Below are 16,177 nucleotides of genomic sequence, written 5' to 3' on the forward strand. Positions count from 1 at the left end.
GAAAGGCCCTGCAACGCCTGCAGCACCAGCACCGACCCGATCACCGGCGCCGGAACCGAAGGCCGGCCCCTCCGCGACGGGAAGAGGTCCTCCATCATTGAATCCGGAAACAACCGCCCCCGATGACTGGCCAGAAACGCGAAGACGCTGCCCGGAGCCAACAACTCCCCGGCCAGCGCCTCCACATCCAAATACCCGCGTTGCGCGTCCTCGCGTCCCTGCATAAGACCAGTCTTAACCACCAGGCCCACCAGTCCAGCGGACACGCCCGCCCCGCGACTAATTCAGCAGTCTCCTAGGGCGGGACGTCCTTGCGCACCACGCCCGAATTCTGGGCACGGACCATCCGGATACGTTAGTCGCTCGCGCGAATCTGGCTACACATATCGGCGTCGCCGGTCACCTCGACGAAGCGCTGCAACTCACAGCCGAGCTCGTCGAAGACAAAGTCAGAATTCTTGGACGCACTCATCCGGACACGCTCGCTAGCCGTGGAAACCTTGCCAGCTTCCTATCGCGCGCCGACCGACACGAAGAGGCCATCACCGAACTCGGCACTCTCCATGAAGATTGCATGAGGATCCTCGGCAACGACCACCCGCAAACGATGAGGACGCTCGAGAAGCTGATCCCATATATCGCGGTCGCCGGACCGGCTGGCGAAGCCTACACACTCGCCGAAAAACTCCTGGACGACCGCTACTGGTTACTGGGGCGCGAGCACCCAGACACGCTGCGCAGCCAAGAGCTATTGGAAGCCCTCAGCGGCACTGAAAACCAGATGGAAGAATCAAAAATGGAACACGTGATCGCAGAATTACTCGGATCGAACGCCGAAGTCGCCCGCGGCGCACTCCTGAGCATCGGCGCATACGAGGACGGTAGTTTCACTCCGGCCGACTTCGACCAGGTCACCTCATGGAAAAGCGGCAGCACCCGATTCACCATCATTTACTCCACCCAAGCGATGCTGCTCTTCGCCAACGACATCATGACCGGGGTTGCTCGTTATAGCCAGGAAGTTCTCGACGGGCGATTGACTGGACGGTTCGTTGCATTAACGGGCGAACGTCATCCGCTCTTCGCGGAAGGCATTCTCTGATCGTTTCCGGATCTCGACTCGTTGCGTTCGGTCTCCGGGCCCTACTCCCTTCCCGTGGCCCGTCGCTGATTCGGTCGAGAGGCGGCGATGGGCAGGACTTTGTCGACACTTGAATGTTTCACCAAAGCATCAAGGACGGGAGTACGGCACCCAAAGCCTAGATCCACAAGTGCGCCCCGGGATAAACCAACCACGGCAGCGACTGCTTCAATCCGCTCTGTAGCCCAAACGCTCATGCCACCTGATCGAAGAAGACTGAAAAGAGACTTTTATGGAGAATTTGCAGGGACACAGCGATCCCCGGACGGCACTGGTTAGCAAGCTGAACAGCTTGCACAAAGGGCTGCAGCGCGTGGAGGACCTCAAGCGGCAGAAGGTTGCGTGGGCAAGACCCGATCAACCTCTCGCGCCTCTCCCGGAAAAGTGGGGCGTCCTGGCTTTCCTGGTGTGGGCCGTGGTGCTGACGGTTGCATCCTTCACCGTCGCTCATCCAGTGACCGACGTGATCCTCAAGGCCGTCCTCACACCGCTCATGCCCTTGGAATGGGCTGAGGCGAACGTCGGGACCGCCATCGTAATTATGCTCGCGATCCCCGTCATACTCTCGGCTGGGTTGGCCCTGTTGATCACGGTGCTGCGAAACAAGCTGCTGCTCCCCTGGCAGTATTCCCGAACGGTTCGCTCCAATCAGGACCGTCAGGCGCACAACGAAGCCAACTCGCGCGAATTCTGGAAAAACTACGGCAGTTTGGCGGCGGCAGAAAGCGACCTCGCCGCCGAGGCCGGGACCTGGTACCCCCAGGCTTATCTCCACGAAGACGCTGTGGCCTTCTGTGCCCTTGCCGTGAAGAATCATCGGGCCAACGACATCACGGCCGCCATCAATCTCTACGAGGCCGAGCTGCAACACGCTGCGTTGCTGGATGAACAGGAGCGCACCCGGGCGCTCATGTTGTGGGACAGCATGGAGAACGCCGCAAACGCCCGCGCGACCACCGACGCTATCCGCCAGGAAGGTGCCAGGACCCGAGCGGCTTACGATGCCAACGCTGCGCGGGTCAGCGAACAACTCAGGAAGCCTCAGACTGTGTATGTGAAGAAGCGCTAGTAAGCACCCCATGCCACCGCCCTGAGCGGACTGACGAGGAGCCCCGAAGGAGTTTGTGAAACCTGCTGCCCGCAAGTCGGAACTGAATTTCTCAGTCCAATTTCCTGGACGCAGTTCCGGCCGCCACGGTGTCCGATTTCGGCAGCTATACATCCAGCTTGGCTTTGTCCATTCTGATTTTGGTGACGATGAACGGCACGCCGTTGAATGAGAATCCACACCAGACCGGGCCGCCGGCCGCGTCAGCGGACGGCCATCAGGAGTGCCTATGGACCGGGTGCGTGCCCGTCTTGTGGGGAGGGCCGTGGCAGGATGGGCCCATGGACAGGCGGTTGCGGCGTGCCCCGGACGCCGAATGGGTGCTGATGTACCGGCTCGGACTGAGTCGGCAACGCATCGCTGCCCTCGTGCGTGCGGAAACCAAGACGGTCGGATACCACTTGGCCATTGCTCGCCGCCACGATCCGGGGCTTGAGACGGAGCACCTAGCTGCCGTACTGACCCCTCCCCTAAGGATCTTGCCCGTATGGACGACGTCCTTCTATGGGTCTCGGCGGAGGGCCGGCTGCCCGAAGAAGGGTCCACCGACCGGGCTGAAAGGTCGTTGGCGCGGTGGCTGTACCTGCGCCGCCGCGAAGCAGCCGCTGGCGCCCTGGATCCCGTGTACAGCGCCTGACTCTCCCAGGTGCCCGGGCGGTCGCAGAACCCGAGGGAAGCTGAGGACGAGGCCCGTTGGCATCGTCGGCTGTCCCAGCTCGTGGACTTCCGGCAGGAAGGCAATGACTGGGCCTGCCACCGGAACACCGACTCGGACCGTGAACACACCCTCGGAGTATGGACTCACACGCAGCGGTACAAACGCCGCCGTGGCGAACTGAACCCGGCGAAGATCAAGCTCATGGACGATGCTGTTCCCGGATGGCGGACCGGCAGGACCCGGGGGCGTCACACCGGGGGTGATCGGTGAGGTCAACAACGCCCTCCCCGCTTGGTGACAGTCCCGATGTAACTCCCCCGTGGCTCAAAGCAATCTCCACCGGCATGCAACCGACACCGAGGCAGCCCGGGCCCAAGGCTGGATCGAGACTAGCCGGCATCCCGACCGCCTGAAAGGCCGACGACATCCCACACGCGCCGGCGCCGGCGACCTGCGACAGTGGCCCCACTTTCCCACCACCAAATGGTTGCTGAGCTATCATCGGCGCAACGCCGTCGAATCCGTCAACGCCGAGATAAAAACCCATCGCGGCGATATCAAGCGAGGCTATACGCACGTGTTCGGACTGTCCAAGCACACCATACTCATGGCATTCGGATTCGCGGCGACAAACATCCACATCCTTCGCGACTGGCACTTCAACCGACACGAGCAAGATCCCTGGTCCACGCAGCTGAAGAACCGTGGGATTTCGGGATCGAGCCCCCGCAAACCCGGGCCCTTCGAAGAAAACGGCTCAGAGACCTGACCAGAACCTGAAGACCACAAGCCAACCCCAATAAGACTCGCGCCCTAGTAAACCACGATCGCCGACGGTGATTGAGGCAGGCTAGACCCGGCCGCTGAGCCTCCCAGCCGCACGCCCTACGACGACGCGATGCGGCCCATTCCATCGCCACCGGGATGAACAGCGCCCAGACGCACAGAACTCCCCGCCGACCGAAGTCAGCGAGGAGTTCTGTGAACCCAATACGGGGGGATATGTGAACTACCCTTTGTGGAGATGGGGGGAATTGAACCCCCGTCCGATGTCGTGTTGTCAGGGCTTCTCCGGGCGCAGTTTGCGTTGGATTTTCTCGGCCCCAGCCATGCTGCAAACAGCTGGCTGATCCGGGCCCAGTCATCTAAGAGTCCCGTTTACCCCGATGACGAAGGTAAACAGCAGTGGCTATCTAAATGACGCCAGGATCCGGGGCGACAGCAACCCCGGGCTGACGGACTGTCTTACTGCTTAGGCAGCGAGAGCGAAGTCAGTGCGTTTTGATTCGGCACTTATTGGTTTGCAGACAGCGTTTACGAGATAATTCTGCATCCTCGGCCCGCTTCACCTGTCGCGACTAACATCGTCGAAACCGATCATCCCCGTATTTTTTTATCAAACCGCTGGGGAACCTTTCGGCTCTCTTCCCGGACTATCAATCATAACGCACTACCCGCCGGAATCATTCCCGGCTGCTGCTAGCGGCGGTTGCGCTCGCGCATGACGCGCTGGGCCTCGCGCTTGTCCTGCTGCTCGCGCAGGGTCTGGCGCTTGTCGTATTCCTTCTTACCGCGGGCGACGCCGATTTCCACCTTGGCGCGGCCGTCCACGAAGTACAGCTGCAGGGGCACGATCGTGAACCCCGATTCGCGGATCTTGTGCGAGATCTTGGTCAGCTCCTCGCGGTGCAGCAGCAGCTTGCGGCGGCGGCGTGCGGCGTGGTTGGTCCAGCTCCCCTGGTTGTACTCGGGGATGTGGATGCCTTCCATCCAGAGCTCGTCATTGTAGAAGGTGCAGAAGCCGTCCACCATGGAGGCGTGGCCTTCGCGCAGGGACTTGACCTCGGTGCCCATCAGCGCGATGCCTGCTTCATACGTATCCAGGATGTGGTAGTCGTGCCGGGCCTTGCGGTTGGTGGCCACTACCTTACGGCCACTTTCTTTGGGCACGGTAGGACTCCTCGGTTGGGTCGGTGGTTCGCTCCGGCCGGGTGGTGCGGAGCCTTTCCAGTCTACGGCAGGGGCCGCCGCCACAGCGGATCGGCTGGCGGACGGCCCCGGCACGGACTACAGCAGGGTCATCGGGTCCACGGCCCGGCCGTTGAGCCAGGTTTCGAAGTGCGAGTGGCAGCCCGTGGAGTTGCCGGTGGTTCCCGAGTAGGCGATCAGCTGTCCCTGGTTGACGTGCTGGCCCACCGAGACCACCACGGATGTGTTGTGGTAGTAGATGGTGGTCAGCGAGTTGCCCTGGACCACGCCGTGGGAAATCTTCACGTTGTTGCCGCCGCCGTCGTTGGCCCAGCCGGCCGAGAAGACGGTGCCGGCGGCTGCCGCATAGACCGGCGTGCCGCAGGCGGCGCCGAAGTCAATGCCGGTGTGCATGTAGCCGCCCTGGCCGTAGAAGTCGATGGTGCCCGGCGGCGTGGGCCGCCAGCCGAACCCGGACGTGATCGGAATGTTGCCCGGGAACGGGTGCTGCAGCCCGAAGGCCGACGGCGATCCCTGGGCCGGGGGGACGTACGGCTGGACTGCCTGTCCCCTCGCGCGGGCCGCCGCAGCGGCGGCCTCGGCAATGCGCCGTTGCTCGGCTTCCCACGCCTCGCGCAGCTTCCGGTCGCGTTCGGCGATTTCGGCGGCGACGGCGTCCTGCCGGGCCTTGACCTGGGCGAGCTGGTTCTGGATGCCGGGCTTGGCGGCCTGGAGTTCGGCGTCGAGCCTGGTGGTGTCGGCGATCAGCTTGTCCACCGCGGCCTTCTTGGCGGCGGCTTCGTCCCGGGCGGCCTTTTCCCGCGCCAGCGCGGCGTCTGCTTTGGCCTTCAGGTCCGTGATTTCGGCCTCGACGGCGGCCAGCCGGGCCTGCGCGTTCACGTTGGTGGCGTTCTGCTGGGTGAGCTTGTCCATCGCGGCGTTCTGGCTGCGCAGCGCCTGGTCCGCGAGGTCGATCGTGTCCGTGAGGCTTCCGCCCTGGTTTGAGCCGAAGAACAGGGACAGGTTGGACGGGACGCCGCCGGACTTGTACGCCTGCGTGGCGATCTGCCCGATCAGCTTCCGGGTGTCCGCGATTTTCTGTTTGTCGGATTCAAGCTGCTGGGTGATCTTGGCCTTGTTCTGCTGGGCGAGGTCCACCCGGGCCGCCAGGGCCTCGACCTCCTGCACTGCTCCGGCGACGCGGCCCTGGGCGTCCGTGAGGGCCTGCTGGGCGCCGGGGAGCTGGCCCTGGTAGAGCACCAGGTCCGCCGCGGCCTGGGCGATCCGGCCATCGACGAATTCAAGGGAATGCTGGACCCTGGCGGCCTCGTCGCGGAGTGCGGCCTGCTGGTCCTCGAGGTCATCCGCGAACGCGGCCGGGCTCGAGGCACCCATGGTTCCGGCCAGGACCAGTGCCAGAGTGGCGCTGATCATCCGGCTGCGCCGTCCCACCAGCCGAAGCCGGAGGGACTGCCGGAGGGAGCGGCGGGCCATCGGTGTCATAAGCATTCCCTTTTCGTTGAGCACAGCTAGACCCGCAAATACCGGCGGAGGGTCAGCAGAGAGGAAATTCCGGCCAGGACGACGCCCAGGCCGATGAGCGCAGGAGCCAGGAGCAGGGTCTGTCCGGGTGAGATGAACGCGGTGTCCGGGTACTGCTTGGACAGAACCTCGCCGAGGAAGAAGTGCGCCACGGCCCACAAGGTGCCGGAGGCCAGGGCCGCGCCGATTACCGCGGCGATGACGCCTTCGAGGATGAACGGCAGCTGGATGACCATCTTGGAGGCGCCCACCAGCCGCATGATGCCGGTTTCGCGGCGGCGGCTGAACGCGGAGAGCCGGATGGTCGTCGCAATGAGCAGGATGGCGCAGATGATCATGACGCCGGCGATGCTCACGGCCACGAGTGAAGCAGCGTTCATGGCGGAGAACAGCTTTTCCAGTAGCTGGCGCTGGTCGATCACGGTCTCGACGCCGGCCTGCGAGGAGAAGGTCTCACTGATGATCTCGTACTTCTGCGGGTCCTTCATGTTGATCCGGAAGGATGCCGGGAGCTGGTCCGGCGTCACCGAGTCGACGATCGGGGAATTGGAGAACTGTTCCTTGAAGTGTTTGTAGGCGTCTTCCTTGGACTCGTACTGGAAGTCGTTGACGTACTGGGCGACGGCGGGCGACTTCAGCAGCGCCCGCAGGTTGTCCTCCTGCTCCGGGGTGGCCGGGCCGGTGGCGCAGCCGGGCGCCGTCGAGCCGTCACTGCACAGGAAGATGGCGACCTGGACTTTGTCGTACCAGTAGCCCTTCATCTGGTTGATCTGCAACTGCAGCATGCCGGCGGCGCCGACGAAGGTCAGGGACACGAAGGTCACCAGGATCACGGAGATCACCATGGACAGGTTGCGGCGCAGGCCGCTGCCGATTTCGCTCAGGATGAATGCAAGCCTCATGCCGGGCCCTCCCCTGCGGTGCGCAGCTCGGCGCGGGCCTCGGCCCGCGCCTCTGCCCGGGGTGAGACGGCGGCCTGTTCGTCACGGCCGCTGGCGTCGCGGAGCCGGCGGGACTGTCCCACCACGGGAAGCATGGAGGTGTAGAGGGCCCTGGCTTCGTCGCGGATCACCACGCCGTTCTTGAGTTCCACCACCCGTTTGCGCATTTCGTTGACGATGTCGTCGTCGTGGGTGGCCATCACCACGGTGGTGCCGTTCTGGTTGATCTTATCCAGCACGCCCATGATGCCCATGGAGGTGGTGGGGTCCAGGTTTCCGGTGGGCTCGTCGGCCAGCAGGATGCCGGGCCGGTTCACGACGGCGCGGGCGATCGCCACGCGCTGCTGCTCGCCGCCGGAGAGTTCGTGCGGGAGGCGGTTTTCCTTGCCTTCCAGGCCGACGGTCTTCAGGACCTCGGGGACGGTGTCGCGGATGACGCTGCGGCTCTTGCCGATGACCTGCATGGCGAAGGCGACGTTGGCGAAGACGGTCTTCTGCGGCAGGAGGCGGAAGTCCTGGAACACGACGCCGATGCCGCGGCGCAGCCTCGGCACGCGCCAGCTGGAGATTTTGGCGACGTTCTGGCCGGCAACGTACACGGCGCCGGAGGAGGCGCGGTCTTCCTTGAGGACCAGGCGCAGGAAGGTCGACTTGCCCGAGCCGGAGGCCCCGACGAGGAAGGCGAATTCGCCACGGTCGATCTCAAGATTGATCGAATCCAGCGCCGGCCGCGCCTTCTGGTCATAGACCTTGGTGACATTTTCGAAACGGATCATGGCCCTTAGTACCCTGCAGGACAAGGCCGCGGGGACCCGGTTCTGCTGCCGGCGCAAGGGCTTTCGTGTGGGGGAAGTAGAGCTCCGGCCCCTCGACTATACGCACGGGGATCGGCGGATCGGACCGCACGCCGGGGTGTGTCGCGCGATTGTCAGGCACCTTTCAGCCGGGGCCGGCAGCCGCCGCGGCGGCCTACTTCTCCGCGTTGCGGTTGTCGGTGCGCCAGCGGATTCCGGCGTCGATGAAGTCGTCGATTTCGCCGTCGAACACCGCCGAGGTGTTGCCGACCTCATGCTCGGTGCGCAGGTCCTTGACCATTTGGTACGGGTTCAGGACGTAGGAGCGCATCTGGTCGCCCCAGGACGCCTTGACGTCACCGGCGAATGCCTTCTTCTCGGCGTCTTCCTGTTCCTTCTTCAGGAGCAGGAGCCGGGACTGCAGCACCCGCATGGCGGCCGCGCGGTTCTGCAGCTGCGATTTCTCGTTCTGCATGGACACCACGGTGCCGGTGGGGATGTGGGTCAGGCGCACGGCGGAGTCGGTGGTGTTGACCGACTGGCCGCCCGGGCCGGAGGACCGGAACACGTCCACTCGGATCTCGTTGTCCGGGATCTCGATGGAGTCCGTTGACTCGATCAGCGGGATCACTTCCACGGCGGCAAAGGAGGTCTGGCGGCGCCCCTGGTTGTCGAACGGGCTGATCCGGACCAGGCGGTGGGTGCCGGCCTCGACGCTGAGGGTGCCGAAGGCGTAGGGTGCCTTGACTTCGAAGGTGGCGGACTTGAGCCCGGCCTCTTCGGCGTAGGAGGTGTCCATGATGGTGGTCGGGTAGCCGTGGCGTTCGGCCCAGCGCAGGTACATGCGCAGCAGCATTTCGGCGAAGTCCGCGGCGTCCACGCCGCCGGCGCCGGCCCGGATGGTCACCACGGCTTCACGTTCGTCGAATTCGCCGGACAGCAGCGTGACGACTTCGAGTTCGTCCAGCGCCTTGCGGACGGACTCCAGTTCCGCGGCGGCCTCGCCCATGGAGTCGGCGTCGTCCTCGTCCTGGCCGAGCTCCACAAGGACCTCGAGGTCATCGATCCGCGCCGCCAGCTTGTTGAGCCGTTCGAGCTCGGACTGCTTGTGCGAGAGCTTCGAGGTGATGACCTGCGCCGCGGAGGGGTCGTCCCACAGATTGGGTTCGCCGGCCCGCTCGCTGAGTTCGGCGATGTCTTCCTTGAGCGCGTCAACGTTCGAGACGTTCTCGATGGACGCGTAGGTGGCCCGCAGCGCGCGGATTTCAGCGGGAAAATCAATGTTTGCCATGGTTTTTTAAGCCTACGCTATGTGTCCTAGCCCTACTCACCAGCCGCCCGGCTCCCCGCGCCGTTGTTAACGGGTGAGCCGGGACCTGGCGGTCGATGTCGCCTCGATCCGGATGCCGTCGGGGACCAGGAAGTTGACGACGGGCGGGTGGGCCGTGGCACTTAGGGCGACGACGGCGGTGGCCCCGTCCGGGCTGCCTGTGGCGGGTGCGACGGCCAGGCCGCTGAACCGGCTGAAGGCGCCGTTGCGCCCCAGATAGTCGCCGACGGCGCTGCGCACCCGTGCTCCGCTCAGGACGGCGGACGGCGTGCCGCCGGCGGTGTCCAGCTGCCCGAGTGTGAAGCTGTCCGCCGCGGCCACCGAGGCACCGTCCGCCAGCGAAAGCAGCTTCTTGTGTTCAAGGTAGACGCTGGAGGCAGCCATCACCACGGTCGCGAGAAGGAGGGCAATGACTACGAAGCCGATGCTGAGCACCAGCACCTGGCCGTCGTCCGGGCGGCCGGCGCTTTGTTTTGCCGTGTGCGTGCGCCTGATCACCGGAACCTGCCCACCAGCTGGGTTGCGGAGGCGCTGAGCTGGCTTGCGTTGAGGTGGAGCGCATCGTTGAACGGAACGAACGGCAGCGGAACCGTAAGGTGCACGGTGACCGTCACCGCGGAGCCGGGCGCCAGGCAGTCCGCCGGTTGGCAGCTCGTGTCGATGCGGGCGTTTCCCGCCGGCTGGCCGTAATCGGCGAGCGCCAACTGCACGGCTTGCTCGGCAGCGGCGCGCCCGCTGGCCGCGTCAGGCTGGGCGACATAGACCTTGGCCGCCTGGTCAGCGGCGCCGACCACAGCGAACGAGCCGCCCTGCACCTGGCCCACGGTGATGATGAAGTACACGAGCGGCACCATCAGCAGCAGGGACAGGAAGATGAACTCGACCACGGCACTGCCCTGCTCCTGCACGGGCATCCGTTCACGGCTGGATTGCGGCATGGCCTTTCACCTCCAGGAGCGCTTGCGGACCGATGAAGCCGACCACCGGCAAGGGGGCACGGACTGTCACCTCCAGCGTGCGGATGCCCTGGTACGTCGTTTCCCGGGTTTCCACGTCCCGCGCGAACTCGGGGGTGAGCGCCGCCGTGATCAGCTGCACGGTCCGGTCCCTGGCGTCCGGGGAGCCGCGGTCTGCCAGCGTCCCGTACCGGGCGCCGGAGGCGGCGGCGTCGATGAGTGTGTTGCGGACGTGCTGGGCCAGGGCGAGCTGCACGATCGCCAGGAAGAACAGCATGAGCAACGCGCCGATCAGCACGAAGTCCACCACGGCAGCACCGCGCTCCGGTACCGGACAGGCCCGGGCCCTTCCCCTGTAGGCAGCGCCGCCGGGTACCCGCACCGGTTACTGCCGGACCTTGTCCATAGCCTGGTTGAAGAGCCCCTCCAATGCCGGACCGGCCAGGGCCAGGAGGGCGGCCACGAGGACGGCCGACATGAGCGTAATCATCACCCAGCCCGGGACGTCCCCGCGCTCGGGTTGGTCTGCTGGCGCCGCGGCGTTCCCCGGCCCCTGCTGCGAGGGTGCCGCCCACCAGGCCATGCTGAGCGTGCAGGCCACTAATGCCACCCGGGCTCCGAAGTTCTTCACTGTGTCCCCTTTTCCGGTTTGGTTAACTTCTTTTCTGGTTTGCGGTTTTCCTGACTTTCCCTGCGGCCAGTCGCTGACTGCCGGACGTTCTTCCTATCGTGTTCCATCGTCGTGTGGCTTTTCTTGGGTGCTGGCTCTTCCTGGGTCCTGGCTTTTCTTGGGTATTAGAGTCCGAGACTGATGGCGGCCAATCCGGGGAACACGGCGAAGATGACCGTGAGCGGCAGTACCCCGAAGACAAGCGGCACCATCATCCCGATTTCCTTTTTGCCGGCGGACTCCATGAGCTCCCGTTTGGCTGTGTCCCGCACGTCCTGGGCCTGGGAGCGCAGGACGTCGGCGAGGGGCGTTCCGCGCTCGACGGCGACGATCATTCCGTCGACGAAACGGACCAGTGGCCCCTGGCCGGTCCTGGCCGAGAACTCCTGCAGGGCTTCCACGAGCGGCTTCCCGGCCCGGGTCTCGGCGAGCACGCGGCTGAATTCCTGCGAGAGCTCGCCGCGGGCGCTGCGGCAGACCCGGTCCAGCGCACCGATGGCGCTTTCACCGGCGCCGACGGCGAGCGCCATGAGTTCGGCGATGCTGGGGAACTCCGCCATCATCCGCGCCTCCCGCGTCCTGATCCGTGCGCCCAGCAGGTAATCCCGGAGCAGGAAACCGCCGGCGGCGCTCCCCACGACGGCCACGACCGCGACGAACGGACTGAACCGGCCGGCGGCGCCGGCGAGCGCCACAACACCAATGCCAAGGACAAAGCCGCCGGCGGCCCACAGGAGTTGTTCGGCACGGAAATCGGCCGCTGTCTTGGCGCTGCCGGCGCGGGCCAGCCTGTGGTTGAGCGCCGTGACGCCAAGATTCATTCGTCCCAGGGACCTGACGCCGTCGCGAATTGCCGGACGCAGAATCCGTTCCAGAGGACCGAACGGCGTGACGTTGTACGGGGCCGCGCGCAGGAGCCGTGACTCCAGGCTGTGTGTCCTCAATTGCGGTCCGATGCGTTCCACGAAGGTGGTCGGCCGCATGAAGGGAAGCCTCGCGATGAAGAGCCAAAGTCCGGCACCGAGGACTGTTCCGCACACTATGGCGCCGGCCAGCAGCCCCGTCACCGGAGCACCCGCTGCTCTTCCGGCAGCGCACCAATACGCAGCATGACGGAGTACGAAATCAGCGATACGGCAAGTCCGCCCAGCAGTACTGCGGCCCCGAGTGGCGTGTTGTAGGCCGCCACCGCTTCAGGACGGCTGGCCAGCAGCACCAGGACAATCCACGGGGCTGCGACAGCCAGCCGCGCGGCGTTCACGGTCCAGGACTGCCGGGCCTCCAGTTCGCTCCTGGTCCGGGCGCTCTCCCGCAGGAACTCGGCGAGCGTGCCCAGGAGCCGCCCGAGGTCCGAGCCGCCCACCTCGCGGGTCAGCCGGAGCGCCTCGACAATGCGGTCCGCCACGGGATCGGCGAGGCGTTCCTTGAGCCGGGTGAGCGAGGGATCGAACCGCCCGCCCGAGCGGTAGTCGGCCCCGAAGTCCATAAACACGTGGCGAAGCTCGATTGGGCCCTTCTCGCCCAGCTGGATCAGGGCCTCGGGCAGTGACAAGCCTGCCCTGATGGCTGACCGGAGGTGATCCACGACGTCGGGCCAGAGCTGACGGAGGACGGCCGTGCGCTTCCTGGCACGCCACCGGACAATCGCCATCGGCAGCCAGCCGCCAAACAGCCCAAAGCACGCCGAGATGGGCCAGGACCCCGTCACCGCGAAGAAGGCCAACGTTGTGAACACGCCGACCCCGAGGCAGGTGGCGAGCAGCCCGGCCGCGCTGACCTTTTCGACCCCTGCCGTCCGCAAGAGGTCCTCGAGCCGGCTGGTCCGGGGCCGGCGCCGGGAAGCCTCAGGCTCCTCCCATGCGGACCACCAGATCAGCAACAGTCCCGCCCCGCCCAGCACACCCAGAAGCGGCGCCATCAACGTGGCTCCAGGAGGGCGGCGACGTCGTAGCCGGCGCGGGCGAATTTTTCCGCGGCGGGCATGGAGTTGGCCTTGGGCTGCAGCTGGCCGTCCGACATCGTGAAAACCATGGATGATTCGATGATCCCGTTTTCCACCCGGCGGCCCAGCGAGAGGATTTCCGTGACCTGCCGGCGCCCGCTGGCGAGTCGGCTGCAGTGGACCACAAGGTCTATGCAGGAGGCCACGGTGGGGACCACGAAAGCACTGGAAATGTTGTCGCCGGCGAGCAATGGAAGCGTGCAGATCTTGGTGACCGCATCGTGCGCCGAGTTTGCATGGACAGTGCACATCCCGGGCATGCCACTGTTCAAAGCGATGAGCATGTCCAGGCTCTCGGCTTCCCGCACCTCCCCGACCACCAGGCGGTCGGGGCGCATGCGCAGTGCTTCTTTGACGAGCCGGCGCAGGGGAATCTCCCCCTGCCCCTCCAGATTCGGCTGCCGGCATTGAAGCCCCACCACATCGCGGAGCGGAAACTGCAGTTCGAAGATCTCCTCCACAGTGATGACCCGCTCCCTGGTGCCGATGCCGGCGGCCAGGCAGTTCAGCATGGTGGTCTTGCCGGCCTGGGTGGCGCCCGAGACCAGGATGTTGAGCCCGCTGGAGACGGCAGCGCCGAGAAATCTGGCTGCCTGCGGAGTCAGCGTGCCCAGCTCCACCAGGTGCTCGAGCCTGCTGGCCTTGACCACGAATTTGCGGATATTGATTGCCCAGTGCCGCCGGGTGACATCCGGAATCACCACGTGGAGGCGCGACCCGTCCGGCAACGCGGCATCCACGAACGGGGAGGACATGTCCAGCCGCCGCCCGGAACTCTTCAGCATGCGCTCCACCAGGTCCCGGACCTGCTGGTCCGTCAGCGCAACGGACGTCAGTTCCGATTCGCCGTTGCGCGCCACATAGATCTCGTCGGGGGCATTGAGCCAGATTTCCTCAATGCCAGGGTCGTCCAGAAGCGGCTGCAACGCACCGAAACCCGCCACGGCGTCGAACACAAACCGCCGGGCCGATTCCAGCGGCCCCAACGGAGGCAGCGGCGCGAGGAGCGCCCGTTCGTCGTAGTCGCTGATCGCCGCTTCGACCAGGCGCCGGACTTCCCCGGTCTGCCGGAGGGGGTCCAGTCCCTGCCTGCGGATCAGCTCGCGGACCTCGTCCTCGACAATGCGCACAGCCTCCACGTCGCCCCCAAATTGACTGCCGCCTCCCTGCCGAGGCGATGAAAGTGGGTTAAACCTAAGCGTCGCCGACCGGCCGGACAAGGGGTGCGGTGCAGCTATGTGGATAACCTCCGGCCCCGGGGCATAACACCTTTCTCATCGGTCACAGCAGGCGCACTGGCCTCACGGAATTCAGCGGCTGCCGGACTGTCCGCCCGGCCGGCCGGGCTGCGCTTTTGAACCGGGCGCCGCGTGGCCCTACGATCGACGGGACGCGTCTTCCCCTTCTGAAACGGTGCAGTGAACCCATGAATCTTCCCTCGCGCGAAGCGCCCGACGCTCGCCCGACGAAGAGCCCGACGAAGATCTCCGCCCCCGTCCTGCGCTTCGGCGTGATCTTCCTGGTCCTGTCGCTGTTCAGCACACTGTGGAGCCTGGCCTCGCCCCTGATGTCGGTACCTGACGAACCGGCCCACACCATCAAGGCCGCCGCCGTGGCGCACGGGCAGTTCCTGGGCACCTCCGGCCAGACCCAGGGCGAAGAGCTGCAGGTAGTGGTGCCCAAATACATCGCCGAGACCAAGTCCCTGACCTGCTTTGCCTTCAAGGTCAGCGTCACCGCGGACTGCTCCCCCGGACTGAACGCCGCGGACATCGAGCCGGTGACGGCGGGCACGTCCGCCGGCAACTACAACCCGCTGTACTACCTTGTGGCGGGCCTGCCTTCCCGGGTCCTCAGCGGCGAACCGGCCATCTACGCCATGCGGATCCTCAGCGGCCTGCTCTGCTCCCTGTTCCTGGCCGCCGCACTGTTCGCCACAACGCAGTCCGCCCACCGGCGCTGGCCGGTGGTGGCCGCGGGGATCGCCGCCACCCCCATGGTCCTCTACCTCTGCGGGTCAATTAACCCCAACGCCTTGGAGATCGTCACGACGTCCGCGGTGTTCGTCAACCTGTGCCTGGTCCTGGAAAACGCGCGGGACCTGTCCCGGGTCCGGTTCAACATTGTTGTTGTGGGAATTTCGGCCGCGGTCCTGGCCAACACCCGCGCCCTGTCCCTGCTGTGGCTTGCCCTGGCGGTCCTCGCAGCCCTCCTCATGGTCCCGGCCCGGGATATCCTGCTCCTGGCGAAGGACAAGCTGGTCCTCGCCATGACGGGCCTGATGGTGCTCGCGGCAGCCGGCGGCCTCCTGTGGCTCCGGAACGCCAACACCCTGGCCAGCCTGCTGGGCACACCGGGCACCGTAACCCCCGAGCAGGCCTTCGGCACCATGCTGGAGCGGACCTTCGACATCGCCGCCTCGTACGTTTCCCAGCTGGGATGGCTGGACACCAACGGCCCCACCGCCGTCTTTTACTGGTGGGCGTGCCTCACCGGCGCACTTATGGTCAGCGCCCTGTCTGTAGGGCAGTGGCGGCCGCGGCTGGGGTTCATCGTCCTGGCCGTCGCCGCCCTCATCATCCCACCGGTCCTCCAGGCCCAGGTCGTCACCGACCTCGGCTACATCTGGCAGGGCAGGTACCTTCTGCCCGTCATTGTGCCGATGCTTCTGGCCGCCGGACTGGCCCTGCGGTCCCAGACGTTCCCGGTAACCGCCTTCGCGAAGCGGGTCGCGGCCTGGGCCGCCGGGTTCACCGTGGCGGCCCACACAGCCGTGTTTGCGAACGCCCTGCGCCGCTATGGCGTCGGAATATCCACCGAAGCCAACTGGGGCAGCATGTTCGGCGCGGTGAAGTGGGAGCCGCCGCTGGGCTGGCTCCCGTTGACGCTGGCGTACCTGGCGGTGGCCACTCTGGCGTGTGCGCTCCTGCACCGGCACCTGTTCAGTGACACGCTCGGTGACGTGCACACTGACACGCGCCGTGGCGCGCTGAACGGAGCGGATTCCCCGGCCCCGGCACAGCCGCGCAGTGTGAGTTCGCCCGCGCTGGACTAGAATTGCCGGATG

The 16,177-nt window shown here is 65.6% G+C and carries 18 protein-coding genes, 1 other RNA gene and 1 pseudogene; 6 read left to right on the top strand and 14 right to left on the bottom strand.

Features of this window, described 5'->3' with window-relative positions:
* Positions 1 to 224, bottom strand: a pseudogene (locus CFN17_RS18795) (IS5/IS1182 family transposase); the annotation flags it as partial.
* A 230-nt stretch (positions 225 to 454) separates the two neighbouring features.
* Here CFN17_RS18795 and CFN17_RS18800 point away from each other — a divergent pair.
* The 5 genes from CFN17_RS18800 (at position 455) to CFN17_RS18815 (ending at position 3,676) form a co-directional block, all read left to right on the top strand.
* A complete protein-coding gene (locus CFN17_RS18800; RefSeq protein WP_261792492.1) occupies positions 455 to 1,102 on the top strand; it encodes a tetratricopeptide repeat protein in 648 nt (215 codons plus the stop codon).
* A gap of 271 nt (positions 1,103 to 1,373) precedes the next feature.
* Complete coding sequence (locus CFN17_RS18805; RefSeq protein ID WP_208749193.1) at positions 1,374 to 2,210, top strand: hypothetical protein; 837 nt, start codon at positions 1,374 to 1,376, stop codon at positions 2,208 to 2,210.
* A gap of 526 nt (positions 2,211 to 2,736) precedes the next feature.
* Positions 2,737 to 2,886 carry a hypothetical protein gene (locus tag CFN17_RS20035; protein WP_261792275.1) on the top strand — a complete coding sequence of 50 codons (150 nt, stop codon included), beginning with the start codon at positions 2,737 to 2,739 and terminating at the stop codon, positions 2,884 to 2,886.
* Between the two features lie 81 nt (positions 2,887 to 2,967).
* On the top strand, positions 2,968 to 3,177 hold the full coding sequence (locus CFN17_RS20040; RefSeq protein WP_261792493.1) for a helicase associated domain-containing protein: 210 nt from the start codon (positions 2,968 to 2,970) through the stop codon (positions 3,175 to 3,177).
* 49 nt (positions 3,178 to 3,226) lie between these two features.
* Positions 3,227 to 3,676: a hypothetical protein gene (locus tag CFN17_RS18815; protein ID WP_208749194.1), complete on the top strand. Its 450-nt coding sequence runs from the start codon at positions 3,227 to 3,229 to the stop codon at positions 3,674 to 3,676.
* 247 nt (positions 3,677 to 3,923) lie between these two features.
* On the opposite strand, the gene ssrA is transcribed toward CFN17_RS18815, so the two are convergent.
* The 13 genes from ssrA to CFN17_RS18880 all read right to left on the bottom strand — a co-directional run bounded on the left by ssrA (position 3,924) and on the right by CFN17_RS18880 (position 14,249).
* Positions 3,924 to 4,292, bottom strand: a transfer-messenger RNA (tmRNA) gene (ssrA, locus tag CFN17_RS18820).
* Between the two features lie 94 nt (positions 4,293 to 4,386).
* Entirely contained in the window at positions 4,387 to 4,857 is a 471-nt protein-coding gene (gene smpB, locus CFN17_RS18825) for an SsrA-binding protein SmpB (protein WP_208749195.1), read from the bottom strand.
* A 117-nt stretch (positions 4,858 to 4,974) separates the two neighbouring features.
* Positions 4,975 to 6,378 carry a peptidoglycan DD-metalloendopeptidase family protein gene (locus tag CFN17_RS18830; protein WP_395925643.1) on the bottom strand — a complete coding sequence of 468 codons (1,404 nt, stop codon included), beginning with the start codon at positions 6,376 to 6,378 and terminating at the stop codon, positions 4,975 to 4,977.
* 26 nt (positions 6,379 to 6,404) lie between these two features.
* Positions 6,405 to 7,319, bottom strand: a complete 915-nt coding sequence (ftsX, locus tag CFN17_RS18835; RefSeq protein ID WP_208749196.1) for a permease-like cell division protein FtsX — start codon at positions 7,317 to 7,319, stop codon at positions 6,405 to 6,407.
* Positions 7,316 to 8,134 (bottom strand): cell division ATP-binding protein FtsE, encoded by an 819-nt coding sequence (gene ftsE / locus CFN17_RS18840; protein ID WP_208749197.1) that lies wholly within the window; start codon positions 8,132 to 8,134, stop codon positions 7,316 to 7,318. The genes ftsX and ftsE overlap by 4 nt, the downstream gene beginning before the upstream one ends.
* Before the next feature lie 193 nt (positions 8,135 to 8,327).
* Positions 8,328 to 9,443 carry a peptide chain release factor 2 gene (gene prfB, locus CFN17_RS18845; RefSeq protein ID WP_208749198.1) on the bottom strand — a complete coding sequence of 372 codons (1,116 nt, stop codon included), beginning with the start codon at positions 9,441 to 9,443 and terminating at the stop codon, positions 8,328 to 8,330.
* A 66-nt stretch (positions 9,444 to 9,509) separates the two neighbouring features.
* On the bottom strand, positions 9,510 to 9,980 hold the full coding sequence (locus CFN17_RS18850) for a pilus assembly protein TadG-related protein (protein WP_261792276.1): 471 nt from the start codon (positions 9,978 to 9,980) through the stop codon (positions 9,510 to 9,512).
* Positions 9,977 to 10,420, bottom strand: coding sequence for a hypothetical protein (locus CFN17_RS18855; RefSeq protein WP_208749199.1), 444 nt, complete (start codon positions 10,418 to 10,420; stop codon positions 9,977 to 9,979). Before CFN17_RS18855 ends, CFN17_RS18850 begins: the two co-directional genes overlap by 4 nt.
* Positions 10,401 to 10,745, bottom strand: a complete 345-nt coding sequence (locus CFN17_RS18860) for a TadE family protein (RefSeq protein ID WP_261792494.1) — start codon at positions 10,743 to 10,745, stop codon at positions 10,401 to 10,403. The genes CFN17_RS18855 and CFN17_RS18860 overlap by 20 nt, the downstream gene beginning before the upstream one ends.
* Positions 10,746 to 10,823: 78 nt before the next feature.
* On the bottom strand, positions 10,824 to 11,021 hold the full coding sequence (locus tag CFN17_RS18865) for a hypothetical protein (protein ID WP_261792495.1): 198 nt from the start codon (positions 11,019 to 11,021) through the stop codon (positions 10,824 to 10,826).
* Positions 11,022 to 11,233: 212 nt separating this feature from the next.
* Positions 11,234 to 12,175 (bottom strand): type II secretion system F family protein, encoded by a 942-nt coding sequence (locus tag CFN17_RS18870; RefSeq protein ID WP_208749201.1) that lies wholly within the window; start codon positions 12,173 to 12,175, stop codon positions 11,234 to 11,236.
* Entirely contained in the window at positions 12,172 to 13,026 is an 855-nt protein-coding gene (locus CFN17_RS18875) for a type II secretion system F family protein (protein WP_208749202.1), read from the bottom strand. The genes CFN17_RS18870 and CFN17_RS18875 overlap by 4 nt, the downstream gene beginning before the upstream one ends.
* Complete coding sequence (locus CFN17_RS18880; protein WP_208749203.1) at positions 13,026 to 14,249, bottom strand: CpaF family protein; 1,224 nt, start codon at positions 14,247 to 14,249, stop codon at positions 13,026 to 13,028. Before CFN17_RS18880 ends, CFN17_RS18875 begins: the two co-directional genes overlap by 1 nt.
* A gap of 287 nt (positions 14,250 to 14,536) precedes the next feature.
* Here CFN17_RS18880 and CFN17_RS18885 point away from each other — a divergent pair, with 287 nt between their 5' ends.
* Positions 14,537 to 16,165 (top strand): DUF2142 domain-containing protein, encoded by a 1,629-nt coding sequence (locus tag CFN17_RS18885; RefSeq protein ID WP_208749204.1) that lies wholly within the window; start codon positions 14,537 to 14,539, stop codon positions 16,163 to 16,165.
* Positions 16,166 to 16,177 lie beyond the last annotated feature (12 nt).

The sequence above is a fragment of the Arthrobacter sp. PM3 genome (assembly GCF_003352915.1).
GTDB lineage: Bacteria > Actinomycetota > Actinomycetes > Actinomycetales > Micrococcaceae > Arthrobacter.

Coding starts and splice junctions, on each gene's coding strand:
- CFN17_RS18855 (WP_208749199.1), bottom strand. CDS start 10,420: ATGCCGCAATCCAGCCGTGAACGGATGCCCGTGCAGGAGCAGGGCAGT.
- CFN17_RS18805 (WP_208749193.1), top strand. CDS start 1,374: ATGGAGAATTTGCAGGGACACAGCGATCCCCGGACGGCACTGGTTAGC.
- CFN17_RS18865 (WP_261792495.1), bottom strand. CDS start 11,021: ATGGCCTGGTGGGCGGCACCCTCGCAGCAGGGGCCGGGGAACGCCGCG.
- prfB (WP_208749198.1), bottom strand. CDS start 9,443: ATGGCAAACATTGATTTTCCCGCTGAAATCCGCGCGCTGCGGGCCACC.
- ftsX (WP_208749196.1), bottom strand. CDS start 7,319: ATGAGGCTTGCATTCATCCTGAGCGAAATCGGCAGCGGCCTGCGCCGC.
- ftsE (WP_208749197.1), bottom strand. CDS start 8,134: ATGATCCGTTTCGAAAATGTCACCAAGGTCTATGACCAGAAGGCGCGG.
- CFN17_RS20035 (WP_261792275.1), top strand. CDS start 2,737: ATGGACGACGTCCTTCTATGGGTCTCGGCGGAGGGCCGGCTGCCCGAA.
- CFN17_RS18885 (WP_208749204.1), top strand. CDS start 14,537: ATGAATCTTCCCTCGCGCGAAGCGCCCGACGCTCGCCCGACGAAGAGC.
- CFN17_RS18830 (WP_395925643.1), bottom strand. CDS start 6,378: ATGACACCGATGGCCCGCCGCTCCCTCCGGCAGTCCCTCCGGCTTCGG.
- CFN17_RS18875 (WP_208749202.1), bottom strand. CDS start 13,026: ATGGCGCCGCTTCTGGGTGTGCTGGGCGGGGCGGGACTGTTGCTGATC.